This is a genomic window from Ensifer sp. Root142 (assembly GCF_001426785.1).
Lineage (GTDB): Bacteria > Pseudomonadota > Alphaproteobacteria > Rhizobiales > Rhizobiaceae > Ensifer > Ensifer canadensis.
In genome coordinates, this window is sequence record NZ_LMFK01000001.1 from 41349 (window position 1) to 66881 (window position 25533).

Genomic DNA, 25533 nt, shown 5'->3' on the forward strand with positions numbered 1-25533 from the left:
GTTATCGCAAAACCGCTGCGCACTTTTGCGCGACATGCTCTAGATTGCGTTGCATTCCGCGTCTGCACCGTCGAAGGAGAAGCTGATGAAATCTGCAGATATCGCCATGTCTGGACTTCTGCTCGCGGTCTCGGCCATGCCGTCTGCCGCCGAAGATGCGCGCCCGCCCATCCCGGCTTGCGCGCTTTCCGGCTCCACCAGCGTCATGATCGGCGGCCAGCCGGCGCTTCGGCTCTCCGACGTCGCCAACTGTCCGCCGGAGCTTTACGAGGTGGTGCCGAGCATCATGATCGAAGGGCAGCCGGTCGTGCATTTCCGGTCAGGCAGTGGCGCCACCGGCGACTGCACCGCCAAGGCGGAGCCGTCGGTGACCTTTGAGGGCGAAGCGGCGCAACGATTGGGCGATGTCGATTGCAAGGTGAAGTGACGGCTGGATCGTCTTGACCAACCTAGCCCTCTCCCCGCAGGCGGGGAGAGGGGACTACGTAGGCACTTTCGGCGCTGGCCCTCAGTTGCCCGCACTTTCCATGCGGCGGGTCGTCAGCACCCGCTCCAGCCAGCCGATTTCCATCTCGGGAACGGACTTTAGCAACAGGTCGGTATAGTCGTCGAAGGGCGGTGCCAGCACCTTGGACTTCGGGCCGAAACGCACCAGCCGGCCGCGATGCATCACCGCGACGCTGTCGGCAATCGCCCGGACGATGGCGATGTCGTGGGTGATAAAGACATAGGAAACAGCGGTTTCCTCCTGAAGCTTCAAAAGCAGATTCAGGATGCCTTCGGCCACCAGCGGGTCGAGGGCCGAGGTTGGCTCGTCGCAGAGGATGAGTTCCGGCTCCGCGGCGAGCGCCCGGGCAATGGCGACGCGCTGCTTCTGGCCGCCGGAAAGCTCGGCCGGATAGCGATCGAGGAACTTCGTTCCCATCTCGATCTGGTCGAGCAGTTCCTTGACCCGCGCCGTCTTCTTGGCGCCATGCATGCCGAAGTAGAAGGACAGCGGTCGGCCGACGATGTCGCGCACCGTTTGGCGCGGGTTCATCGCCGTATCGGCCATCTGGTAGATCATCTGGATGCGGCGCAGTTCGTCGTTGCTGCGGCCCTTCAAGGCGCGCGGCAGTTCCTTGCCTTCGAAGGTGATGCGCCCTTCGGTCGGCGGCAAGAGGCCGGTGATGACGCGCGCCAGCGTCGACTTGCCGGAACCGCTTTCGCCAACGATCGCCAACGTCTGGCCCTTGGGCAGATGCATGGAAACGTCGTGCAGCACCTTGAAGCCGTTGGCATAGCCAGCGCTGATATGCTCGATCTTCAATTGCGTGCCGGTCTGGTCCGGCGCTTCTTCGCGCTTGGTCTGGCGTACGCTGACCAGTGCCCGGGTATAGTCTTCGGCCGGAGCCTCGATCACCTGTTTGGTGGTGCCGTACTCCACCGTCTTGCCGTGGCGCAGCACCATGATGTCGTCGGAGATCTGGGCGACAACGGCAAGGTCATGGGTGATGTAGAGGGCTGCGGTGTGCGTTTCCTCGATCGCGTGCTTGATCGCGGCGAGCACGTCGATCTGGGTCGTCACGTCGAGCGCCGTCGTCGGCTCGTCGAAGACGATCAGCTCCGGGTTGGGGCAGAGCGCCATAGCGGTCATCGCCCGCTGCAACTGACCGCCGGAAACCTGGTGAGGATAACGCTCGCCGAAGCTTTCCGGATTCGGCAAGCCGAGCACCTGGAACAGGTAGAGCGCACGCTTTTTTGCTTCCTCGCGGTTCATGATGCCGTGGCGAAGCGATGCCTCGATCACCTGATCACCGAGCCGGTGCGCCGGGTTGAAGGCGGCGGCCGCCGACTGTGCGACGTAGCAGACGCGGGCGCCGCGGATCGAGCGGATGCCGTTCTTGTCGAGCGGCAGGATATCCTTGCCGTCGAGCAGCACCTGGCCCCCGGTGATGCGCACGCCACCGCGGCCATAGGCGAGCGCCGACAGGCCAATGGTCGACTTGCCGGCCCCGGATTCGCCGATCAGGCCAAGCACCTTGCCCTTCTGGAGGTCGAAGGAAACGCCTTCGACCAGGGTCACGGTTTTCGGTGGCTCGCCCGGGGGATAGCTGGTCGCTTCGATCTTCAGGTTCTTGACGGAAAGAAGCGTGTTCTTGTCAGGTGAAGCCTCAGGCATCGCCACGCCCTCCTTTCAGGCTGGAGGTTCTCTTCATCAGCCAGTCGACCACGAGGTTGACGCAGATCGCCAGTGTCGCGATCGCAGCACCCGGGATCAGGGCAGCTGATATGCCGAAGATGATGCCATCCTTGTTGTCCTTGACCATGCCGCCCCAGTCGGCGGCCGGCGGCTGGATGCCGAGGCCGAGGAAGGAGAGGGTGGAAAGAAACAGGATGGAAAAGGCAAAGCGCAGGCCGAACTCGGCAAGCAGCGGCGACAACGTGTTGGGCAGGATCTCGCGGAAGATGATCCAGACGCTGCCTTCGCCTCTTAGTCTGGCCGCCTCGACGAACTCCATGACCGCGACATCGAGCGCGACCGCGCGGCCGATGCGGAACACGCGGGTGGAATCGAGCACGGCCATGACCAGGATCAGGATCCACAGATGCTGCGGCAGCACCGCCAGCACGACGAGGGCGAAGATCAGCGTCGGGATCGCCATCATCAGATCGTTGAAGCGGGAGAAGAACTGGTCGACGAACCCGCCCATGACCGCGGCGGTGAAGGAGAGGATCATGCCGAGCGAGAAGGACAGCACGGTTGCCGCCAGCGCCACGAAGATGGTGGTGCGGGCGCCGTAGATCAGGCGCGACAGCAGGTCGCGCCCGAGATTGTCGGTGCCGAGCAGGAAGTCGCCACCGGAAGGAAGCCAGACGTCGCCGACGACCTCGCGTTCGCCGAAGGGGGCGATGACAGGGGCGAACAGGGCGCAGAAGATCGCAATGGCGATGCCGGCGATGCCGATCCAGGCGCTAAGGGGGATGGATCTCAGGTTCATCGCGGATGCCTCAGTCTCGGGTTGGCGAGAATGGCGATAATGTCGGCCGCCATGTTGAGGAAGATGTAGAAAGCCGCGAAGATCAGGCCGCAGGCCTGCACGACCGGCATGTCGCGCACGGTCACGGCATCCACCATGTATTGCCCCATGCCGGGATAGACGAACACCACCTCGACCACGACGACGCCGACGACGAGATAGGCAAGGTTGAGCGCGATGACGTTGATAACAGGTGCCACGGCATTGGGAGCGGCGTGGCGGGCGATGATGCGGAACATGCCAAGCCCTTTGAGTTCGGCCGTCTCGACATAGGCCGACGACATGACGTTGAGGATCGCCGCTCGGGTCATGCGCATCATGTGGGCGAGAACGACGAGCACGAGGGTTGCGACCGGAAGCGCGATCGCCGAAAGCCGCTCGCTGAAGGTCATGCTGTCATAGACCGTCGCCGGGAAGGTGGCGACGCCGAATTTGACGGCGAAGAACATGATCAGGAGATAGCCGACGAAGAACTCGGGCAGCGAGATGGCCGCCAGTGAGACGACGTTGATGATCTTGTCCGGCAGCCGGTTGCGGAACTGCACCGCCAGCATGCCCAAGCCGACGGCAAGCGGCACGGAGACGAGCGCGGCGAAGAAAGCGAGGAACAGCGAATTGCCGAGACGCTTGCCGATCTGTTCCCCGACCGAGTTCTTGCTGGCCCAGGAGGTGCCGAAGTCGCCTTGCACGGCGCCGCCGAGCCAGGAGAGGTAACGCTCGCTCCAGGGCTTGTCGAGGCCGAGGTCCTTGCGGATGTTTTCCACCGCCTGCGGCGTTGCCGACTGGCCGAGATAGGTGGTGGCGAAGTCGCCGGGAAGCGCCTCGATGCCGCCGAAGATCATCAGCGACACGGCAAAGAGCAGGCCGACGCTCAGGCCGAGGCGCTGAAGGATCAGCGCCGCGAGAGGACGGCGAAAGATAAAGCGCCGCCTGAAGGTGCCACCGAGTTCGCCCTGGGCGTCGGCGGGGTTGGGTTTTGCTGGTACACCGGAAAGATCGGCAGACCGCGGATGTGCTCCATCCGCGGTCCCATCCGTCGGAACCGGACCAGTCATCGGTCCGCTTTCCATCATCAGGCGTCGAGCCAGACGCGGGTCGCGACGTAGCCATTCGACATGTCGTTGCCGATATCGTGGACGTAGCCTTTCACCTGCTTGGTGGAGGCGTTCACGAAGTCGTTGAACATCGGCAGGATCAGGCCGCCTTCGTCGCGCACCATCATCGCCATGGTGCGATACATGTCCTTGCGCTTGGTCTCGTCCAGTTCGGAGCGTGCCTCGAGCAGGATCTTGTCGAAGTCGGGGCGCAGGAAGCGCGTGTCGTTCCAGTCGGCGGTGGACAGATAGGCTGTCGAATACATCTGGTCCTGGGTCGGGCGCCCGCCCCAGTAGGATGTGGAGAACGGCTGGACGTTCCAGACGTTCGTCCAGTAGCCGTCGCCCGGTTCGCGCTTGACCTCGATCTCGATGCCTGCCTTCTTCGCGCTTTCCTGGTAGAGCACGGCCGCATCGACGGCGCCTGGGAAGGCGACGTCGGAGGTGCGCAGCAGCACCGAGCCACTGTGGCCGGACTTCTTGTAATGGAAGGCCGCCTTGTCGGGGTCATAGGCGCGCTGCTCGATGCCTTCGGGGAAGAGGGCGTAGGTGTCGTTGATCGGGAAGTCGTTGCCGACCTTGCCGTAACCGCCGAGGATGCGCTCGACCATGGTCTCGCGGTCCATCGCATATTTCAGCGCCATGCGCAGGTCGATATTGTCGAACGGCGCAGTGTTGCAGTGCATGATGAAGACGTAGTGGCCGCGGCCGGACGTGTTCAGGATCTCGACGGTCGGCGCCTTCTTCAGGAGATTGACGGTCTTCGGATCGACGCGGTTGATGAAGTGGACCTGACCGGAGGAAAGGGCCGCGATGCGAGCGGTGGCATCGTTGATTGCAATCAGCTCGACCGAATCGACAAAGCCGCGATCCGTCCGCCAGTCGTCGGTGTTTCGCTCGAAGGTGGCGCGAACGCCGGCCTCGAAGCTCGCCACCTTGAAGGGTCCGGTGCCGATCATGGCGTCGGGAGCGTCGATGCCACCATTCGGCTGGATGATCAGGTGATAGTCGGACAGAAGCAGCGGCAGATCGGCATTGCCCTCCGTCAGCTTCAGCACCAGCTTGTCGCCGTCGGCCTTGATCTCCTCGATCGATTTCATCACGCCGAGCGCGCCGGACTCCGACTTCTCGTCGGTGTGGCGCTGCAGCGTCTTGATGACGTCGTCGATGGTCAGTTCCTTGCCGTCGTGGAACTTCACGCCCTTGCGGATGGCGAAGGTCCAGGTCGAGGCATCGGCAGATGGCTCCCAGGATTCGGCGAGCGCCGGCACGGGTGCGCCGGTGGTCGGATGGCTTTCGACCAGCATGTCGCCCCAGTTGCGGCCGACGACGAACATGAACTGCGAGAGTGCCTTGGCCGGATCTTTCGAGTCGGTCGCGGCAGCGCCTTCGAGGCCGAGTTTCAGATGGCCGCCGCGCTTCGGCTCCTGGGCCGCGGCGCTGGTGGCAAACAGTGTTCCTGCCGTCGATGCGAGGATGCCGGCTGCAGCCGCGCGTCCGAGAAATTCACGCCGGTTCATCCTGCCGAGCATGACCTGTCGTGTGAGGTAATCCTTGTAATCGCTCATTCCCCTGTTCCCTTCTGTGTCGGCATTCGCCGTTCGTTGTGGTTGGTAGAGATTGCTGCGTACCGCCACCTTGCGGATGGCTTTCGGATCGGCCGTTTGGGCCCATTTTTTGTCTTCGCTTGCCTCGTTTCTCCTTTCTCGGGCGGACGCTCTTGGCTTCAGATCGATAAGCCTAATCGCTCGATTGCACCTTGTAACGTCCTAAATTATAATTCATTTCCATAAGCTACATTTATGGATAGGCCTTCGGCGGCGCGCGGGAGACCCCACACGTTCCGTGACGTCGCTTTGCCGGTTCACCGGCCCGTCGTCAGTCCTGCGCCGCCCGTGGCAGCGTCTGTCAGCGCCCCTTCCAGACCGGGTCGCGCTTCTCGGCAAACGCCTTTGCGCCCTCCAGCTGGTCCTCGCTCGAATAAAGAATGTCGACAGTCTTGAACTGCCGGCGGGTGATCTTGTTCATCGTCGCCTGGAAGGTCTCGCCCTCGGCTGCGCGCACCACTTCCTTGATGGCGGCATAGACGAGCGGCGGGCCGCTCTCGAGCAGGCGGGCGAGCTCCCAGGCGCGCGCCATCAGCTTGTCGGCGGGCAGGATCTCGTTGACGAAGCCCCAGCGGTTGGCTTCGACGACATCGAGCCAGCGGCCGGTCAGGAGCATGTCCATGGCGATGTGATAGGGGATGCGCTTCGGCAGCTTGATCGAGGCGGCGTCGGCGACGGTGCCGGAGCGGATTTCCGGCAGCGCGAAGGTGGCGTGCTCGGCTGCGAGGATCAGATCGGTGGAAAGCGCGATTTCGAGGCCGCCACCGCAGCAGATGCCGTTGACGGCTGATATCACAGGCTTGTTGAGATCGCGCAGTTCCTGCATGCCGCCGAAGCCGCCGATGCCGTAGTCGCCATCGACAGCATCGCCGGCCGCCGCCGCCTTCAGGTCCCATCCCGGACAGAAGAATTTTTCGCCGGCCCCGGTGATGATGGCGACGCGCAGCGTGTCGTCGTCGCGAAAGTCGCGGAAGATCTCGCCCATCACCCGGCTGGTCTTCAGGTCGATGGCGTTCGCCTTCGGCCGGTCGATCGTGACTTCGAGAATGCCGCCTTCGCGGCGGGTAAGGATCGGTCCGGTCATGGCGTCAGTTCCTCCGGCGGATCAGGGCGTCGGCGGCGATGGCTCCATGGCCTTCCGGTAACACCATTAAAGGATTGATATCGAGTTCTTCGAGGTTTGAAGCGTTTGAAACGACATAGGATGCCGCAGCGGCGACAGCGTCGGCAAGGGCCGCGAAATCGCCCTTCGGTCCGCCGCGGTAGCCGTCGAGCAACTTCCTGATCTTCAGTCCGTCGATCGCCTCGCGGATCAGCTCCGGCGTCGTCGGCAGCGTCAGGATTGCGGAATCATCCAGCAGTTCCACGAGGATGCCGCCGGCGCCGATGGTCAGCACCGGGCCCGCGACGGGATCGCGCATCGCGCCGATGATGAGTTCGGCCACGGGTTTTGCCACCATCTTCTCGATGAGATAACCCGATGCCACGGCAGCCATGCCTTCCGCGGCGCTAAGCACCTCGGCACTGCTTGCAAGGTTCAGCTTGACGGCCCCGGCCTCGGTCTTGTGGGCGACGCCCAGCCCCTTGAGCACGACGGGGAAACCGAGGCTTTCGGCTGCCGTGGCGGCCTCTTGCGGCGTCGATGCGGTCGTGCCCGGCGGAACCTTAAGGCCCGAAGCCGCAAGCTCGGTCTTGGCTTCATGTTCGCTAAGGGTGATGGCATTGCCACCGCCTGAAACGCCGCCGTTCAGGAGCTTCGGCGGTGCGGGTCTGGCCCAGGCCGCGCCGATGCCGGCAGCGGTCTCGACGGCTGCCAACGCCTCGTCGATCCCAAAGAAGGGGATGACACCGGCAGCCATCAGAGAGAGTGCCGTCTGTTCCGGCATGTTTTCGCCGAGGCTGGCGACGATACCGGCGCGGGCGCTGGTCGCGTTTGCCGCATCGATCACCGCGTCGCAGGTCGTCACCCAGTCGGCCGCGTCGCAGCGGTCCTGGCGGGGGAAGTCCAGCACGATCAGGTTGAGCGCATAGCCGCCCTTCATCATCGCGCTGAAGGCGGTCGTCTGTTTCTCGCGGTTGCCCCAGACGAAGGTGTGGTAGTCGAGCGGGTTGGCGATCGTCACCATCTCGCCGAGGCTTTCCTTCAGGGGGCGTCGCTGTTCTTCCTTCAGTGCCCGGAAGTTGACGCGATAGCGCACGCCGGCATCCGCCATCAGCGAGGCCTCGCCGCCCGAACAGCTCATCGAGGAAATCTCGCTGCTTTCGAGCGGGCCGGCGACATGCAGCAGCTTCAACGTTTCCAGCAGCGCCGGCAGCGTGTCGACGCGGCCGATGCCGAGGCGGGCGAGAAGTGCGGAGGAGACCCGGTCGTTGCCGGCAAGCGAGGCCGTGTGCGAGACCGTGGCAAGCTGGGCTGCCTCCGACTTGCCGACCTTCAAAGTCACGACCGGCTTGCCGAGTTCACGGGCGCGCGTTGCCAGCCGCTCGAGCGCTGCAATGCTGTCGAAACCCTCGATATGCAGGCCGACGGCAGTGACGCGCGGATCTTCCAGCACGGCGCAGGCGATGTCGGACAGGCCGGTCTGCGCCTGGTTGCCGGCGGTCATGAGATAGGCGAGCGGCAGGCCGCGCGTCTGCATCGAGATGTTGCAAGCGATGTTGGAGGATTGCGTCAGGACGGCAACGCCTCTTTCGACGCGCTGCATACCGTGCTGGTCGGGCCAGAGCAGGGCGCCGTCGAGCATGTTGATGAAGCCGTAACAATTCGGGCCGACGATTGGCATGTCGCCGGCAGCGGCAACGAGCGCTTCCTGCATGTCGTTGCCGTCATCGAGTTCGCTTGCCGCCTCGCGAAAACCCGAGGCATAGCAGACGGCGCCGCCGGCACCGCGCGCCGAAAGCGCCGCGATGATGTCGATGGTGAGCTGCCGATTGACGCCGACGAAGGACGCGTCCGGTGCTCCGGGAAGGTCGGCGACCGAGCGGTAGCACCTGCGTCCGAGGATCTGGTCCTCCCTCGGATGCACCGGCCAGATATCGCCGGCGAAGCCCATCTTGTCGCATTGTTCGATGACCCGCCGCGCCTCCTTGCCGCCGAAGACGGCGATGGATTTTGGTCGGATCAGCCTGTCGAGGGAACGGGGTGTTTGGGTCATCTAATCAGACACTCCCACGTTCCTGTGTTTCGCGACGCCCTCATTCCTGTGCTCGTCACAGGAATCCAGCCGTCTTGCATCGGCAAGCCGGTGAAGAGTGTTTCTGCCTTGGAGGCGGTGTCGGGTCTGGTGTTCGTCAAAGGGTCAATCGCGGCACGGACGTGCCGCTGCTGGATTCCTGTGACGGGCACAGGAATGAGGGGTGGGGAGGAGCGCCGCTCGATCATTCGTTACGCTCCGAGCGGCCGCAGCAGGTCGCGGCTGATGATGTGGCGCTGGATCTCGGAGGTGCCGTCCCAGATGCGCTCGACGCGGGCGTCGCGCCAGAAGCGGGCGAGCGGCAGGTCGTCCATCAGCCCCATGCCGCCGAAGATCTGGATCGCCTCGTCGGTGACGCGGGCAAGCATTTCGGTGGCGTAGACCTTGGCAGAGGCGATCTCGCGGTTGGAGGGCAGGCCCTGGTCGAGGCGCCAGGCGGCCGAAAGCGTCAGCAGATCGGCGGCGTCGATCTCGGTGATCATGTCGGCGAGCTTGAAGGAGACGCCCTGGTTGGCGCCGATCGGCTTGCCGAACTGCTTGCGCTCGGCGGCGTAGTTCAGCGCGTAATCGAAGGCGCGACGCGCGCGGCCGACCGAGGTCGCAGCCACCGTCAGCCGTGTGGCGAACAGCCAGTCGTTGGCGACGTCGAAGCCTTTGTGTACTTCGCCGAGGATCTGGGCGGAGGGCAGGCGGCAGTCGTCGAAGGTCAGGATGCAGTTGTTGTAACCGCGGTGGGAGACGGAGCTGTAACCCTTGCGGATCTCGAAGCCGGGGGTGCCGCGGTCGACGAGGAAGCAGGTGATCTTCTTTTTTGGCCCGCGCGGTGTGTCCTCTTCACCCGTTGCGATGAAGACGATGACGAAATCGGCGATGTCCGCATGGCTGATGAAATGCTTGGTGCCGTTGACGATCCAGTCGTCGCCGTCCTTGCGGGCAAAGCACTTCATGCCGCGCACGTCGGAGCCGGCATCCGGCTCGGTCATGGCGAGCGCGTCGAACTTGTCGCCCTTGACCGCCGGCAGCAGGTATCTTTCGCGCTGCTCGTCGTTGCAGGCCATCAGGATGCCCGAAGGGCGGCCGAAGAAGACGGTGAGGCCCATCGAGCCGCGGCCGAGCTCGCGTTCGACCAGCGTGAAGGACGTATGGTCGAGACCGGCGCCGCCCACCTCTTCGGGGAAATTGCAGCCGAAGAAGCCGATTTCCTTGCACTTGCGGGCAATATCCTGGCCCAGTTCGGGCGGCACGATACCCGTGCGCTCGACCTCGTCCTCATACGGATAGATTTCGGTCTCGACGAAGCTGCGGACCGCGTCGACGATCATCTGCTGTTCATCGGTCAGTGCGAAATTCATGTGTTCTCCCTCGCAATTTATCTGCCTGCCCTCTGGCCGATCTCCCCATCGGCCGCTGGCATGCGCGGTTGCCTGCCCCTCACCCTAACCCTCTCCCCGCAGGCGGGGAGAGGGGACGCTTTGCGGCTGCGCTCCTACTGCCGAAGACAGGGGCGAGCGGCTGCAGCATGTTCCTTCGCCCGTTGACGGGGACAAGGTCGCGGCAGCGGGATGAGGGGCGGCCGTCGCCCGACTTTTCCCGCAAAGACTGCCCCTTCCACGTCGAAGGAGCCGTCCGTTAGCGCTTCTGGCCGACGAACCGTCCGGCACCTTCGGGCGTCGGCAGGCCGGCGTGGGCCTCGGTGATCGCCTTCAGCTTGTCCAGGACCTTGGCTGGGGCAGCGACCGATTTGCCGGCCTTGCTGTCGACGTGCAGCATCATCTGCTCGGCGGTTGCGATGGCTTCCTTCGTTTCGGCATTGTAGATCGTCGAGAAGAGATGCAGGCGCTTCTCGTCCGACGACAGAAGCTGGCAGGTCGAATAGAGCGCATCGCCGAGCTTGGCCTCGCCGAGGTTCCGGATATGGGTCTCGACCGTGTAGTAGCTGTGGCCGTCGCGGACATAGTCGAGGTCGACGCCGATCAGGCGCAGCAGGCCGTCGGAGGTATCGCCGAACACCTGGAGATAGCGGTGCTCGGTCATGTGGCCGTTATAGTCGACCCAGGCGGCGCTGACCTTGGTGTCGAGAATGTGCAGCGGCTTGACGTCGCCGAGATCGGCTTCAGGCTTCTTGGCGTTGGCCCAGAGCTTCGCCTCGAAGTCGGCAAGCAGCTTGCCGGCGCCCCAGCCTTCGCCGCCATTGCCCGATTTCAGCGCATGCATGATGCCGACGAGGTTTTCGTCGCGGATGCGCTCGAGCTCGCGGATCGAGCGGCCGGCGGCCTGCGCGTCCGACTGTGCACCGATCTTCTCCACCAGCGCATCGTCGAGATCGACGACATCGGTGAACTTGGTCCAGGGCCATTTCAGGCAGGGGCCGAACTGGGCAAGGAAGTGGCGCATGCCGGCTTCGCCGCCGGCGATGCGGTAGGTCTCGAACAGACCCATCTGCGCCCAGCGCATGCCGAAGGAGTAACGCATGACATTGTCGAGCGTCTCGGTATCGCAGATGTCATCCTGGATCAGCCACAGCGCCTCGCGCCAGAGCGCTTCCAGCAGACGGTCGCCGACGAAGGCCTCGATCTCCTTGGCAATGACGACGCCCTTCATGCCGATCTGTTCGACGCCCTGCATGGCGCGCTCGATCGTCGCCTTCGACGTCTTCTTGCCGCCGACGAGTTCGACGAGCGGCAGCAGGTAGACGGGGTTATACGGGTGCGCCACGAACATGCGCTCGGGGTGCTTCATCTCGGCCTGCAGGTCGGATGGTAGCAGCCCCGAAGTGGAGGAGCCGATCAGCGCGTCAGGTCTTGCGGCGGCATCGATCTGAGTGATGACGCCGCGCTTCAGCTCCAGCCGCTCGGGCACGCTTTCCTGAATCCAATCAGCGTCCTTGACCGTTTCCTCGATGCTTTTGCAGAAGGTGAGTTTTCCCTTCGGCGGCAGCGGCGCCATGGTCAGCATCGCATAGGCGCGCTCGGCATTGGCCATGACTTCGCCGATGATGCGTTCTGCCTCCGGATGCGGGTCGAAGATCTTCACATCGATGCCGGCAAGCGCAAACCGCGCTACCCAGGCGCCGCCGATGACGCCGCCACCGACGCAGGCTGCTTTCGTTATAAGGCTCATGATATCCCCGCTCAGCGCTTCGTCAGCTTCAGTTTCTTGCGGACCTCATCCGGCCCGATGATCTTGGCACCCATGCCCTCGATGAGGCCGACTGCCTTTTCGACGAGCTGACCGTTGGTCGCGAGCTGGCCCTTGCCGATATAGAGATTGTCTTCGAGGCCGACGCGGACGTTGCCGCCGGCAAGGACTGCTGCTGCCGGGTAGGCAAGCGCGTTCCGGCCGATTGAGAAGGCAGAGAAGGTCCAGTTATCCGGCACGTTGTTGACCATGGCCATGAAGGTGTTGAGGTCATCAGGCGCCCCCCACGGAATGCCCATGCAGAGCTGGATCAGCACCGGATCCTCGATCAGCCCTTCCTCGGCGAGCTGCTTGGCGAACCAGAGGTGGCCGGTGTCGAAGGCCTCGATCTCGGGGCGGACACCGAGCGCCGTCATCTGCCGCGCCATTTCGCGCAGCATCGACGGCGTGTTGGTCATGACATAGTCGCCGAGCGAGAAGTTCATGGTGCCGCAGTCGAGCGTGCAGATTTCCGGCAGGCAGTCGGCGACATGGGCAACGCGCTCGGTGGCGCCGGCCATGTCGGTGCCTTTTTCGTTGACCGGGAACGGGCTTTCGACATTGCCGAAAACCAGGTCCCCGCCCATGCCGGCTGTCAGGTTGAGCACGACATCGACATCGGCGGAGCGGATGCGGTCGGTGACTTCGCGGTAGAGATCGAGCCTGCGGGCAGGGGCGCCGGTGTCCGGATCGCGGACGTGGCAGTGGGCCACGGCAGCACCCGCCTTGGCGGCTTCAATCGCCGCATCGGCAATCTGCTTTGGCGTGATCGGAACGTGGCTGGACTTTGAAACGGTGTCTCCGGCGCCGGTGACGGCACAGGTGATGAATACCTCGCGGTTCATGCTGAGCGGCATTGCAGTCTCCCTTTTATTAAAGCCATTACGAGCCAAGAACGGCGGCTCTGCTTTTCATAATCGGTTCTATCTTGTACATTATCGGCAACGATAAGGAGAAGTTTGCGAATGGATCAGAGCGTTTCGCAGGTGCAGCACGCCGACATCCTGGTGTTGCCGGAGACCAACCTGATCCTCGTTGCCTCGGTGATCGAGCCGATGCGCGCTGCCAACCGCATCGCCGGCCGGCCGCTCTACAGCTGGACGCTCTACAGCCCTGACGGCGAGCCGATCGAAACCAAGAGCGGCATCCCCATTCCGGTTGCAGGCGCTTTCCGACCACAGCGCGAAACGGCGCCGCTCTTCATCCTGTCGAGCTACAATTGGCAGCGGAGCGCCACCTCGCAGCTGAAGATGATGCTGTCGCAGACGGCGCGCCATCGCGAGCTGATGGCGGGCATCGAATCCGGCTCCTGGCTGCTTGCCGAAACCAGCTTGCTCGACAATTCCAAAGCCACCACCCACTGGGAGGATTTCGAGGATTTTACCGCCACCTATCCGCAGGTGACGATGGTGCGCGAACGGTTCGTCATCGACGGCAAGCGCATCACCACCGGCGGCTCCCTGCCGACGCTCGACCTGATGCTGGAGCTGATCCGCCGGGCGCACGGCTATTCGCTGGCGCTCGAAGTGTCGCGCCTGTTCATCTACGAACAGGAGCGCACCCGCGGCGACCTCCTGCAGATGCCGGCGATCGGCAACATGCGCATCCTCGACCCCCGTGTCGGCGCCGCGGTCAAGCTGATGGAGGAAACGGTTGAGGCGCCTTTGACGCTCGCGCGGCTCGCCCGCCGCATCGGCGTCGGTGCCCGGCACCTGCGGGACCTGTTTCGCGACACGATGGGGGTGGGGCCGCACGAACATTACCTGGCGCTGCGCCTTAATGCGGCGCGGCGTAAGGTGATCGAGACGCGCATGGAATTTGCCGACATCGCCGCGATCACCGGCTTCAATTCGTCATCATCCTTCTCGCGCAGCTACCGCGCCCATTACCGCGAGAGCCCGAGCGAGACGCGTCGTCGGCTGAAGCTTGGCCATGGAGCCGAGGATCGCGGCCGTTCGCCGGAGGGTGCGATCGGCAAGGCCAAGGCGACTGGACATCCCTAAGGCACGTCGCGCAAAAGTGTTCAGCGGTTTTGCGATGACGACATGCGAAAAAACAAGAGCTTAAAGCGCAGCAAGCGAATCCGAAAGATCGCGACGCGCTTTAGCTGCTCAGGTGGAGACACCGGCTTTGAGGCGACGATGCACCTCATGAGCTGATTCAACGGTGCGGTATTCCTGAGTCGTTTCAGCTGTTTGACGGCAGATCGTGAAGAACTGATTCCGGCGATCCCGATTACGCTGGCGAGGCTGTCGCTGCCTGCGGACCCGTCTTCATCATGCCGATCATCAGGTCGCCGACCTCGCTGGAAAAGGCGCCGCGCGGCCAGATGAGCGTCAGCGACTGGCGGTAGAGCGGCCCTAGCCGGATCATGGCGGGTGGGCGCTGGACCCGCGACAGCGAGGTTTCCGGCAGCACCGAGAGATAGCCATGGTGGCTGACCAGGTTGATGATGACGGGGATGGAATCGACCTCGACCAGTGTCACGCGGCGGTGCTCATGCTCCGTGAGCGTGTCATCGAGAAAGCGGGTGACCTCCCGGCGCAGGCCGCTTCGCACGCTCGGAACGGCGATCGGGCAGGTGGCGAGCAGCCGGGGGAGATCGCCGCCCATTTCCGAAAGGGCCGGTGCCGGACCGGCGAGCACCAGTGCGGTTTCGGACACGAGACGGCCGTCGAAATCTGGTGGAATGCCGGCGATATCGAGCAGGGCGGCGTCGAAGCGCCGGCTCTTGAGACCGGCGAGAAGCTCGTCGGCGGTGGTGCTGGAGATGAACAGCGATTGCCGCGGGCGGGAGCGGTGCCAAGTGGCCGTCAGCGCCGCCAGCATGCGGGCAATCTCGCTTTCCGGCCCGAGCGGCATGACCGCGCCGAGGCGCCAGGTGGTGACGTCGCGGCGGAACCGGTCGGCCGAAGCGCGCGTCAGCCGCGCCCAGATGTCGAGCAGGCGTTCGACTTCAGGGATGATGCCGAGGGCTGTCGGGGTGCAGACGATGCCGCCATGGGACCGCCCGAGCAGCCGGCATTGCAGATGACGTTCGAGGTCGGCGATCTGCCGTGTCAGTTGCGGCTGGCCAAGGCCGAGGGTGCGGGCGGCCGCCCGGATGCTGCCGGCCCGGGCGATCCGGACGAAACGGTCGAGGGCGACGAGGCCGACAGGCGGGATCGCAGTCGGTGGTTCGCCGCTAGCCGTAGTCAGCAGCGCCCGGATTGTGGCGCTTGCTTCGGTCACATCGGCCTGGCGTGCACGGGCCTCCAGCGTTAGGGCCACGAGGCCGCCGTCGCGACGGAAAAGCGGGATCGAAACGGCCTGTTCGAAGCGGCGAACGGCGGCGCTGACGCTCGACGGCGCACGGCTGCTCAAGGTGGCGGCGCGCCTTATGCCGCCTTCGCGCATGACGGCCTCGACGAGCAGGATCGTGGCGATATCCATTGCGTAAGTTCTCCGCCGGCATCGTCGGTGCCACCATGTTCAGAATTTGGCATCGGCCGTTCCGGATTTGGGATATATCACGAGAGCGAACAAAACGCATAGCATGCTGGCAGACGATCCCTCGCCCATAGAGGCGGGATCGCATCAAGTCTTTGCATCCACGCATCGTTTCGGCGTCGAGGCGGATCGCGTGGTAAGGTTCTCGAGGCATGCTGCAACAGGTCAAGTCCATCGTTCTCTGCGGAAAACCGCTCGACTTCGCGACGCTCGAGGAAATCGGCTCGGGTGCGGCGCGACCGGTCGCGGACGAGGGCGGCATGGAGCGGGTGGCGGCTGCCCACAAGGTGATCGCCGATCGCATCGCGCTCGGCCTGCCGGTCTACGGGTCCAACACCGGCGTCGGCTCGATGAAGGACCGGCTCTGGACGGCGGACGATCTGGCGGAGTTCAATACCTCCTTGGTGCGTGCCCATCATTTCGGCACCGGCGAATTTTTTGCGGTGCCGATCGTGCGCAAGGCCATCGCCATTCGCTGCAACACCGCGATGCGCGGGCATACCGGATGCAGCCCCGAGCTGATCCACGCCTTCCTCGCACTCATCGAGCACGACATCATCCCGGCAGTGCGTCGGCACGGCTCGATGGGCTGCGCCGATATCGGCCTGATGGGGCAGATCGCGGCCGTTCTGACCGGGGTCGGCGAAGCCTATCATCGCGGCCGGCTGGTTCCGGCCGAAACGGCGCTTGCCGATGCCGGGCTGACGCCTTTGGTGATGCGGCCGCGCGACGCGCTTGCGGCACTCAGCGTCAATGCGATTGCCTATTCGGCGGCCGCCGACGTGCTGCGCGAGGCGGCAGCGGCCATCCGCGTGCTGCTGGTGACCGGCGTGATGTCGTCGCAGGCGCTTGGCGCTTCGGCTGATCCGTGGCGGGTGGCCGCGACGCTGTCGACGCGGGGCGAGGCGCTGGTCGGCTCCTGGCTCTACGGCCAATCGGGCGTTTCCGACTGGCCCTTGCCGACGGCGATCCATGACCCATTGAGCCTGCGCATGACCGCACAGGTGTTCGGCGCCGTTGTCGATACGCTGCTGGTTGCCGCCGGCCGTCTGGTCGAGGCGACCTATCTTTCCGACGACAATCCGGTGGTGCTCGGCGGCCAGGTGCATGCCTCGGGTGCTTCGCTGCCCTTGACCACGACGCTCTATGTCGAAACGGCGCAAATCGCGTTTTCCCATGTGGCGCGCAACGTGCTCAACCGTTGCATCCTTCTGTCGAACGGCGGGCGCCGCAACCTGCCGGTCAATCTGGTGGCGCCGGGCGAAATCGCCACCGGCCTCGGCCCGCTGATGAAGCTTGCGGTCGAGCTCTACATGCGCGTGCAGTCGATGGCGGTGCCGCTTTCGGCCCAGTCGATCGTCGTTGCCGGCGGGTTGGAGGAAGAGGCGACCTTCCTGCCTTTGATCGTCGAGCGCATGGAAACCCAGGTGCGCGATCTGCGGCAGTTGGCGGCGATCGAGGCGATCCTGTCGTCGCAGGCGATCGATCTTGTCGGCGATGCGCCACACGGCATCGTCAAGCTCGCGCATGAGCGCACCCGCTCGATCAGCCCGATCTATCTGAAGGACCGGCCGCTATCGAAGGAAATCGAGGCGTTGCAAGGCGCGTTTACCTGCCATGACCTGCTGCGCACCTTCGTCACCATGGCGCCGATGCCGGAGTTCGACGACTTCTTTGCGCTGAGCAAGTGATCCAGGCTGATCCAACAAGGCTGATCCGATGGAGAGAACACGATGTCCGATTTCGATCTTGTCCTGAAAGGCACCATCGTTCTCCCGCACCGGATCGTCGAAGGCGGACATGTGGCCGTGCGCGATGGCAAGGTCGTGCATGTCGGGCAGGGGGTGGCACCGGCTGCCCGTGAACGCCACGATCTCGGACGCGCAATGATCCTTCCCGGCGCCATAGACGCGCAGGTGCATTCGCTGTCGCAGAAGAACCAGGAGGATTTCGTCTGGTCGACGCGCTCGGCCGCGGCCGGCGGTGTGACCACGATCGTCGACATGCCCTATGACGAAGGCAATCTCGTCTGCTCGGCGGAGGCCGTTGGGCGCAAGGTCGCCCATGCGAGCCCGCAGGCGCGGGTCGACTTCGCCCTCTACGGCACGGTCGACCCCGAGGAGGGGCCGGCCCGCATCCTCGAAATGGTCGAGGCCGGCGTTGCCGCCTTCAAGTTCTCCACCTTCGGCACCGACCCCAAGCGCTTTCCGCGCATTCCCGCAGCGCTGCTCGAGGATTGCTTTCGCGCGATCGCGCCGACGGGGCTTACAGCCGGGGTGCACAACGAGGACGACGAGGCGGTGCGCGGCGCGATCGAAAAGGTCAGGGCCGCTGGGATCACCGATTATCGCGCCCATGGCCTTTCCCGTCCGCCGCTCACCGAGCTCTTGGCGACCAACCAGATCTACGAAACGGGTGCTTCGACCGGATGCCCGGCGCATGTGGTCCACTGCTCGCTCGGGCGCGGCTACGAGATTGCCGACGCCTACCGGCGCCAGGGCCACGCGGCGACGATCGAATGCTGCATCCATTATCTGACGCTCGACGAGGAGAACGACGTTCGCCGGCTTGGCGGCAAGGCGAAGATCAATCCGCCGATCCGCCCGCGTGCCGAGGTGGAAAAGCTATGGCGGCATGTGGCCGATGGCACGGTGACGATGGTTTCGACCGACCATGTCAGCTGGTCGGAGGATCGCAAGACCAATCCGGACATGCTCGCCAATGCCTCCGGCGTGCCGGGTCTGGAGGTCATGGTGCCGCTGTTCGTCAAGGGCGCGCTTGAGCGCGGCATCCCGCTGACGCGGGCGGCCGAGCTGATGACGCTGAACCCGGCGCGGCATTTCCGGCTCGACCACCAGAAGGGCGCGCTGGAGGCCGGCAAGGACGCCGATATCATCGTCATGACGCCCGAGCCCTATACCTATGATGCGGCGACAAGCGGTCACAACGTCGTCGGCTGGTCGCCCTATAACGGCATCAGGCTGCCCTGGCGGGTGTCTGCCACCTATCTGCGCGGGTCGCTTGCCTTTGACGGGCGCGCCGTCGTCGCCAAGCCTGGCACCGGCGCCTTCGTTCGCCCGCTGCAGACTTTGCCTTTGCAGGAGGCCCGATGAGCACGAGCATCAAGACCAATCTGCCGGTGGATGCCAGCCGGATCGCCGGCATCGTCAACGGGCTTGCGGGGATCACGGAGCCGGATCGGCCCTATACCCGCCGGGCTTTCACGCCGCTGTTTCTGGAGGGCCGCGCCTTCCTCGATCGCCGCTTTCGTGCGGCGGGGCTGGAGACGCGCATCGATGCTGCCGGCAATCTCATCGGCCGGCGCAAGGGGCGAAAGTCCGCGCTCGGAACGCTGATGCTTGGTTCCCACTCCGACACGGTGCCGGAGGGCGGTCGCTTCGACGGCATTGCCGGCGTCGCCGCGGCACTTGAAGTGGCGCGCGCGCTTTCCGACGGCGGCATCGAACTCGATCACGACCTGGAGATCGTCGATTTCCTTGCCGAGGAAGTGTCGATCTTCGGCGTTTCCTGCGTCGGCAGCCGCGGCATGGCCGGCATCCTGCCGGATGGCTGGCTGAGCCGGGTGCAGGGCGAACTGAGCCTGCGGCAGGGCATCGTCGAAGTTGGCGGCGATCCGTCGCGGCTGCCAGCGCTCAAGCGTTCCGACATCAAGGCCTTTCTGGAACTGCATATCGAGCAGGGGCCGGTGCTGGAGACCGGGCGCCTGGATATCGGCGTCGTCACAGCGATCTCCGGCATCACCCGCATCGAGATCATCGTCGAAGGGCAGGCCGACCATGCCGGCACGACACCGATGGACCACCGGCGCGATGCGCTTGTCGCAGCCTCCCGGTTGGTGCTGGCAATCGAGGCGCTGGCAACCGAATTCTCCAAGGGCGAGGGACACTTCACCGCGACCGTCGGCGAGTTCTCGATCGAACCGAACGCCGCCAATGTCGTGCCGTCGCGGGCGCGGTTGCTGATCGATGCACGTGCCGAACTGCAGCCGCAGATGGAGAAATTCATCGTCGAACTGGGCGCGCTTGCCGCGCGCGTTGCCGGTGAGGCCGGCGTGACCATCGCGCCCGCCAATGTTATCTCCGACAATCATCCCACACCCGGCGATCCGCTGCTGCTTTCGACGCTGGAGGAAAGCTGCGGCCAGATCGGTGCCCGCCACCGGCGCATGGCCTCCGGAGCCGGGCATGACACCGCGTGGATGGGGCGCATCACCCGCTCGGCGATGATCTTCATTCCGTGCCGGGGCGGTCGTTCGCACGCCCCGGACGAGTGGGCGGAGAACGACGATATCGCGCTAGGCACTGCCGTGCTCTTCGATGCCGTCAGAAGGCTCGACAAACAATTGCAGGAGAAGGTTTGAGATGGGTCGGATATTGACGGAGAAGGATGTCGAAGCTGCGGTCAAGGGCGGCTCCGTCTATGCCGCCGGCGGCGGCGGCTGGGCCGATCACGGCCGCATGCTCGGCTATGCCGCGGTCTCGATCGGCAAACCGGAACTGGTGTCGGTCGACGAGCTTGATGCCGACGACTGGGTGGCGACAGCAGCCGCCATCGGCGCGCCGGCCTCGACCACCCCCTGGGAAATGCGCGGCGTCGACTACGTCAAGGCGGTGCAACTGCTGCAGGAGGCGCTCGGCGAGAAGCTTTCGGGCCTGATCATCGGCCAGAACGGCAAGTCCTCGACGCTCAATGGCTGGCTGCCATCGGCGATCCTCGGGACCAAGGTGGTCGATGCGGTCGGCGACATCCGGGCGCACCCGACCGGCGACATGGGCTCGATCGGCCTTGCCGGGTCGCCTGAACAGATGATCCAGACCGCCGTCGGGGGAAATCGCGACGAGAACCGCTATATCGAGCTGGTGGTCCGCGGCGCGACCGCCAAGGTCTCGCCGATCCTGCGCACCGCCTCCGACATGTCCGGCGGTTTCATCGCCTCGTGCCGCAATCCGGTCCGCGCGTCCTACGTCAAGGCGAATGCGGCGCTCGGCGGCATCTCGCTGGCGCTGGCGCTCGGCGAGGCGATCATCGCGGCGGAAGCCAAGGGCGGCAGCGCGGTGATCGATGCGATCGTCAAGACGACCAATGGCGCGATCCTTGCCGAAGGCACGATCACCGACAAGTCGGTCACCTACACCAAGGAGGCCTTCGACATCGGCACGGTGACGCTGGGGAAGGGGGCTGACTCAACGGTATTGCACGTGATGAATGAATACATGGCGGTTGACTCTGCGGAAGGCCGGAGGCTTGCCACCTTCCCTGACGTCATCACCACGTTGTCATCAGAGGGCGAACCCTTGAGCGTCGGCCAACTGCGGGTCGGCATGACGATCTTCGTGCTGCATGTGCCGAAGTCGGTGATCCCGCTTGCGTCCAGCGTGCTCGACCCGACGGTCTACCCCTCGGTCGAAAAGGCGATGGGCATAGAGCTCGCCCGCTACGCTCTGGCCGGGCGGTCGTAGAGCATGTCCAGGAAAAGCGCGAAGCGGTTTTCCGTCCGGAAATGCAAGAGAACAATGAGGTAAAGCGTTTCCAGATTTCGTGTGCACAGGAAACGCCAGGGGAGAGAGGTCATGGCGCGGGATGCGGGACTTGAGGAACTGATCAAGGACGAGATCGCCGGGCGGCCGGGGCTGTCGGAAAAGGCGATGTTCGGCGGCTGGGCGTTTCTGCTCAACGGCAACCTGCTCTGCGGCGCGCGCGAAGGATCGATGCTGGTGCGGCTCGGCAAGGGCAATGACGGCTGGGCGCTGGCGCTGTCCGATGTCGAACTGATGGTGATGAACGGCCGCGCGATGCATGGCTGGGTGCGGGCCGGGGCAGACGCTTATGGCGACGACGCCGTGCGCAAGCGGCTCATCGATGCGGCGACTGCCTTCGTCGAAACGTTGCCGCCGAAGTGAATGCAGAGAGTGGTTTTGCCCCTCACCCTAACCTCTCCCCGTAGGCGGGGAGAGGCGACGTCGTTGCGACCCGGGGCGGCAAGCCGTGGTTATTCTTCTCGCCGAGAAGGGGAGAGGCACGATTGTGATGAGATGGCGCGTTGGCAGCGAGCAGGGGAGCCGTTTACGCCCCCGGCCTGTGGGCGATGGACCATAGCGGCTTCGCACGCGATGTTCGCCGCAAGCTGTGAACAATCCCCTCTCCCCTTGCGGGGAGAGGGTTAGGGTGAGGGGCAGCGAGCTGCCTCGCGACAACGAAGAGGAACGAGACGATGCCCAAGGCCAACCCCCGTCACCCGAACTTTCCGATCCCCGGCGGACTGGTGCTGCGCGCCAAGGGCTGGCGGCAGGAGGCCTTGCTGCGGCTACTCGAAAACGTGCTTTCTGTCGGCGAGGATCCGGACAACCTCATCGTCTATGCCGCGCTCGGCAAGGCCGCGCGCAACTGGCCGGCGCACCGCGCCATCGTCAAGACGTTGATCGAGATGGACGAGGACCAGACGCTGATCATCCAGTCCGGCAAGCCGGTCGGGCTGCTCAAGACCCATGCCAAGGCGCCGCTGGTGATCATGGCCAACTGCAACATCGTCGGCCAATGGGCCAAGGCCGAAGTCTTCTACGAGCTGCAACGCAAGGGGCTGATCTGCTGGGGCGGGCTGACGGCCGGGGCCTGGCAATATATCGGCAGCCAGGGGGTGATCCAGGGCACCTACGAGATCTTCATGCGCATTGCCGAGCGGCGGTTCGGCGGCGATCTTTCCGGCCGCTTCGTGCTGACGGCCGGGCTCGGCGGCATGGGGGGCGCGCAGCCGCTTGCCGGCCGCATGGCGGGCGCCGCCATCCTCTGCGTCGATATCGACCCGGAGCGGGCGAAGAAGCGCCGGGAGATCGGCTACCTCCAGGAGATCGCACCGGATCTGGATACGGCACTTGCGATGATCGATGCGGCGGTCCGGGACAAGCGGGCGCTCTCCGTCGGGCTCATCGGCAACGCCGCCGAGGTCTACCCGGAAATCGCCCGGCGCGGCATCGTGCCCGACGTGGTTACCGACCAGACCTCGGCGCACGACCTCGTCTACGGCTACGTGCCGAAGGGCATGACGGTCGATCAGGTGAAATCGCTGCGTGACGACGGCCAGGGCCAGCTGATGGCCGCAAGCCGCGCCTCGATCGTCGAGCATGTTACGGCGATGCTCGAGTTTCAGAAAAAGGGCGCGGAAGTCTTCGACAACGGCAACCTCATCCGCACCCAGGCGCGCGAGGGCGGCGTTACCAACGCCTTCGACATTCCAATCTTCACCGAGGCCTATTTGCGCCCACTCTTTGCCCGCGCCATCGGCCCCTTCCGCTGGATGGCTCTGTCCGGCGAGGAGAGCGACATCGCGCGCATCGACGACCTGCTACTCGAAATGTTCCCGGACAACAAGATCGTCACCAACTGGATCAGGCTTGCACGCGAGCACATCCCGTTCGAGGGCCTGCCGGCGCGCATCGCCTGGCTCGGCCATGGTGAGCGCACAGCGCTGGCCCGTCGCGTCAACGAACTGGTGGCGTCGGGCGAATTGAAGGGACCAGTCGCCTTTTCGCGCGACCACCTCGATGCCGGCGCCATGGCGCATCCCAACATCATGACCGAGCGGATGAAGGACGGATCGGACGCGATCGCCGACTGGCCGCTGCTCGACGCCATGCTGCTCTGCTCCTCGATGGCGGATCTCGTCGTCGTGCATTCGGGCGGCGGCGGCTATGCCGGCTACATGACGAGCTGCGGCGTGACGGTGGTGGCCGACGGCACGCAAGCTGCCGACGAGCGGCTCGACCATGCGCTCACCAACGACACCGCACTCGGCGTCATCCGCTACGCCGATGCCGGCTACGACGAGAGTTTTGAGGAGATCGCCGCCAAGGGCATCGGGCACATTGCCCTGACATAGCCAGGGGCCGGCGTCTTGCCACCGTCTCTCCGAGAGGATCGTCGACGCCTTGGTATCGAGCAGTGCGCGAGCTACAGCGCCGCGCGTACGCGCGAAGGTCGTTGTAGCACTTTGAATTGCCGCATGTTTCCTTAAATCGAATACGATTTATGGAAACGCGGTAGAATGCTGGCTTTGCTGCTTGGGGGCGATCATGACATCAAGCTTCAATGTTCAAAGTGCGACTGGCTATGAGCAACTGATGGGGCGTTGGAGCAAACAGCTCGCGCCGCTTTTTATCAACTTTTCAGGCCTTGCAGATGGCGAGCGGATCCTCGACGTCGGATGTGGTACCGGAAGCCTGACCTTTGCGCTGCCGCATGCGGCAGATCTCCGTGAGATCACGGCGATCGACTTTTCGCCCGTCTTCGTCGAAGCGGCGATCAAGGCGAACACCGATCCGAGGATCAGGATCCAGCAGGCCGATGCCTGCGCGCTTCCCTTTGCCGATGATTATTTCGACCGGGCGCTGGCGCTGCTGGTCCTGCATTTCGTACCTGAAGCGGAAAAGGCCGTCGCCGAAATGCGCCGGGTGGTGCGGCCGGGCGGCGTGGTTGCGGCCGTGGTCTGGGATCATTTCGGCGGTCTGCCGGGCATGCGCATGGTGCTCGATACGGCGGCGATGCTCGATGAAAATGCCGATCAGGTACGCGCCCGCTATTGTTTCCAGCCGATGATGCGGCCCGGAGAGATGATACAGAGCTTCGCGGCGCATGGCCTCGTGGATATCGAGCAGACGTCGCTTATGATCCGGATGGACTATCAGTCGTTCGCAGATTTCTGGCAGCCGATCTCCGCGGGTGAGGGACCTCTCGGCAAATACGTCTCGGCACTAGAGCCAGCCCAGCGGGTGAAGATCGATGCAGCCGTGAAGGCCGCCTATGAGGCTGGCCAACCCGACGGCCCCCGGTCGTTTGCGGCAGTGGCCTGGGCATGCCGGGGTATTGTTCCGGAGGTGTGATAGGGCGTCAACATTTGCCGACCTCATCTCTGTGCTTGTCACAGAGATCCAGCGGCGCCGCGTCGGCGGCGCCAGAGGCTCCTTCGTTCCGGCGTCTGGCACAAGTCCTTCACGGCGCAGACGCGCCGTGGCTGGATTTCTGTGACAAGCACAGAAATGAGGGAAAGGAGGAAGCGCTTCGCGCACCACAGACACCAGGGACGCGAGGAAAACGCTCCGAGCCAGCGCGGAAATGAGGCGAGTGGGGCGGCGGCGCCTTCACAACGAGGCCTGGTGGGTACCTCAGCGTCCGGACGTCACACCACCGTCTCGCCGCCATCGACCACCAGGATTTGGCCGGTCATGTAGGACGATCGGTCGGACACCAGGAACAGGATCGACTCGGCGATTTCGTCGACGCTTGCCCAGCGGCCGAGCGGTACCTTTTCGCGGATGTAGGCCTCGATCGCGCCGCGACCGCCCATCTGGGCGATGAAGGGGTCGTTGAAGGGCGTATCGACCCAACCGGGGCAGAGCGCGTTGACGCGGATGCCGTGGCGGGCGTAGTCGCCGGCCATCTGCTTGGTCATGGCGATAACCGCATGCTTGGTGGTGGTGTAGGCGATCATCTCGCGGTCGTAGAGCACGCCCGACGATGACGAGGTGTTGACGATGACGCCGCGGCCGGCGGCCTTCATCGACGGCATGACCAGGCGGGCGGCCATGAAATGCGCACGCACATTGAGGTTCCACGAGCGGTCGAAGCCGGAGACTTCGACCTCTTCAAGATCGCCGGCAACCTGCGCGCCGGCGTGATTGTGCAGGATATCGATGCGGCCGTGGCGATAGAGGATATCGGCGATGCCGTCGGCAAGCGCTGCATCGTCGGTAACGTCGAGGGTGACGGCCTCGGCCTTGCCGCCCATGGCGCGGATGGTGTCGACGGTCAGGCTGCCGGCCTCGGGGCTGCGGTCGACGACGACGACATGCGCACCCTCGCGCGCCATGATGGCAGCGCCCGCCTGACCGATCCCGGAGCCCGCTCCGGTCACGATCGCGACCCGGTCTTTCAGGATCAT

At 64.5% G+C, this 25533-nt stretch carries 20 protein-coding genes; 9 read left to right on the plus strand and 11 right to left on the minus strand.

From position 1 onward, the window contains the following. The first annotated feature begins 85 nt into the window (after nt 1-85). Nucleotides 86-427, plus strand: coding sequence for a PAAR domain-containing protein (locus ASD52_RS00200; protein WP_057211096.1), 342 nt, complete (start codon nt 86-88; stop codon nt 425-427). Nucleotides 428-508: 81 nt separating this feature from the next. On the opposite strand, the gene ASD52_RS00205 is transcribed toward ASD52_RS00200, so the two are convergent. From ASD52_RS00205 to ASD52_RS00245, 9 genes are all read right to left on the minus strand, one after another. Continuing rightward, entirely contained in the window at nt 509-2161 is a 1653-nt protein-coding gene (locus ASD52_RS00205; RefSeq protein WP_025427817.1) for an ABC transporter ATP-binding protein, read from the minus strand. Further along, entirely contained in the window at nt 2154-2981 is an 828-nt protein-coding gene (locus tag ASD52_RS00210; RefSeq protein WP_025427816.1) for an ABC transporter permease, read from the minus strand. Before ASD52_RS00210 ends, ASD52_RS00205 begins: the two co-directional genes overlap by 8 nt. After that, nucleotides 2978-4093, minus strand: coding sequence for an ABC transporter permease (locus ASD52_RS00215; protein WP_025427815.1), 1116 nt, complete (start codon nt 4091-4093; stop codon nt 2978-2980). Before ASD52_RS00215 ends, ASD52_RS00210 begins: the two co-directional genes overlap by 4 nt. After that, entirely contained in the window at nt 4093-5682 is a 1590-nt protein-coding gene (locus tag ASD52_RS00220; RefSeq protein WP_025427814.1) for an ABC transporter substrate-binding protein, read from the minus strand. The genes ASD52_RS00215 and ASD52_RS00220 overlap by 1 nt, the downstream gene beginning before the upstream one ends. A 340-nt stretch (nt 5683-6022) precedes the next feature. Continuing rightward, the gene (locus ASD52_RS00225; RefSeq protein WP_025427813.1) at nt 6023-6805 is read right to left on the minus strand and encodes a carnitinyl-CoA dehydratase; all 783 of its coding nucleotides are present in this window, start codon (nt 6803-6805) and stop codon (nt 6023-6025) included. A 4-nt stretch (nt 6806-6809) separates the two neighbouring features. Beyond that, a complete protein-coding gene (locus ASD52_RS00230; RefSeq protein ID WP_025427812.1) occupies nt 6810-8876 on the minus strand; it encodes an acetate--CoA ligase family protein in 2067 nt (688 codons plus the stop codon). 230 nt (nt 8877-9106) lie between these two features. Further along, nucleotides 9107-10267: an acyl-CoA dehydrogenase family protein gene (locus ASD52_RS00235; protein ID WP_057222694.1), complete on the minus strand. Its 1161-nt coding sequence runs from the start codon at nt 10265-10267 to the stop codon at nt 9107-9109. Nucleotides 10268-10544: 277 nt separating this feature from the next. Continuing rightward, the gene (locus ASD52_RS00240; protein ID WP_025427810.1) at nt 10545-12035 is read right to left on the minus strand and encodes a carnitine 3-dehydrogenase; all 1491 of its coding nucleotides are present in this window, start codon (nt 12033-12035) and stop codon (nt 10545-10547) included. 11 nt (nt 12036-12046) lie between these two features. After that, complete coding sequence (locus ASD52_RS00245) at nt 12047-12949, minus strand: 3-keto-5-aminohexanoate cleavage protein (protein WP_025427809.1); 903 nt, start codon at nt 12947-12949, stop codon at nt 12047-12049. A gap of 108 nt (nt 12950-13057) precedes the next feature. Between ASD52_RS00245 and ASD52_RS00250 the strand changes: the two genes are divergently transcribed. Next, nucleotides 13058-14095, plus strand: a complete 1038-nt coding sequence (locus tag ASD52_RS00250; RefSeq protein WP_025427808.1) for a GlxA family transcriptional regulator — start codon at nt 13058-13060, stop codon at nt 14093-14095. A gap of 232 nt (nt 14096-14327) precedes the next feature. Here ASD52_RS00250 and ASD52_RS00255 read toward each other — a convergent pair whose 3' ends face one another. Beyond that, complete coding sequence (locus tag ASD52_RS00255; RefSeq protein WP_025427807.1) at nt 14328-15524, minus strand: LysR family transcriptional regulator; 1197 nt, start codon at nt 15522-15524, stop codon at nt 14328-14330. A gap of 209 nt (nt 15525-15733) precedes the next feature. Here ASD52_RS00255 and ASD52_RS00260 point away from each other — a divergent pair, with 209 nt between their 5' ends. From ASD52_RS00260 to ASD52_RS00290, 7 genes are all read left to right on the plus strand, one after another. After that, nucleotides 15734-17272 carry an aromatic amino acid lyase gene (locus tag ASD52_RS00260; RefSeq protein WP_025427806.1) on the plus strand — a complete coding sequence of 513 codons (1539 nt, stop codon included), beginning with the start codon at nt 15734-15736 and terminating at the stop codon, nt 17270-17272. A gap of 42 nt (nt 17273-17314) precedes the next feature. Then, nucleotides 17315-18694 (plus strand): amidohydrolase family protein, encoded by a 1380-nt coding sequence (locus tag ASD52_RS00265; RefSeq protein ID WP_057211100.1) that lies wholly within the window; start codon nt 17315-17317, stop codon nt 18692-18694. Nucleotides 18695-18702: 8 nt separating this feature from the next. Beyond that, the gene (locus ASD52_RS00270; protein WP_025427804.1) at nt 18703-19962 is read left to right on the plus strand and encodes a Zn-dependent hydrolase; all 1260 of its coding nucleotides are present in this window, start codon (nt 18703-18705) and stop codon (nt 19960-19962) included. Between the two features lies 1 nt (nt 19963). Continuing rightward, nucleotides 19964-21061 (plus strand): DUF917 domain-containing protein, encoded by a 1098-nt coding sequence (locus ASD52_RS00275; RefSeq protein WP_025427803.1) that lies wholly within the window; start codon nt 19964-19966, stop codon nt 21059-21061. A 111-nt stretch (nt 21062-21172) separates the two neighbouring features. After that, the gene (locus tag ASD52_RS00280) at nt 21173-21502 is read left to right on the plus strand and encodes a TfoX/Sxy family protein (protein ID WP_025427802.1); all 330 of its coding nucleotides are present in this window, start codon (nt 21173-21175) and stop codon (nt 21500-21502) included. Nucleotides 21503-21813: 311 nt separating this feature from the next. After that, entirely contained in the window at nt 21814-23475 is a 1662-nt protein-coding gene (locus tag ASD52_RS00285) for a urocanate hydratase (RefSeq protein ID WP_025427801.1), read from the plus strand. Nucleotides 23476-23668: 193 nt separating this feature from the next. Continuing rightward, nucleotides 23669-24475: a class I SAM-dependent methyltransferase gene (locus tag ASD52_RS00290; RefSeq protein ID WP_025427800.1), complete on the plus strand. Its 807-nt coding sequence runs from the start codon at nt 23669-23671 to the stop codon at nt 24473-24475. Between the two features lie 296 nt (nt 24476-24771). Here the strand turns inward: ASD52_RS00290 and ASD52_RS00295 are convergent, their stop codons facing one another. Beyond that, a complete protein-coding gene (locus ASD52_RS00295) occupies nt 24772-25533 on the minus strand; it encodes an SDR family oxidoreductase (protein WP_025427799.1) in 762 nt (253 codons plus the stop codon).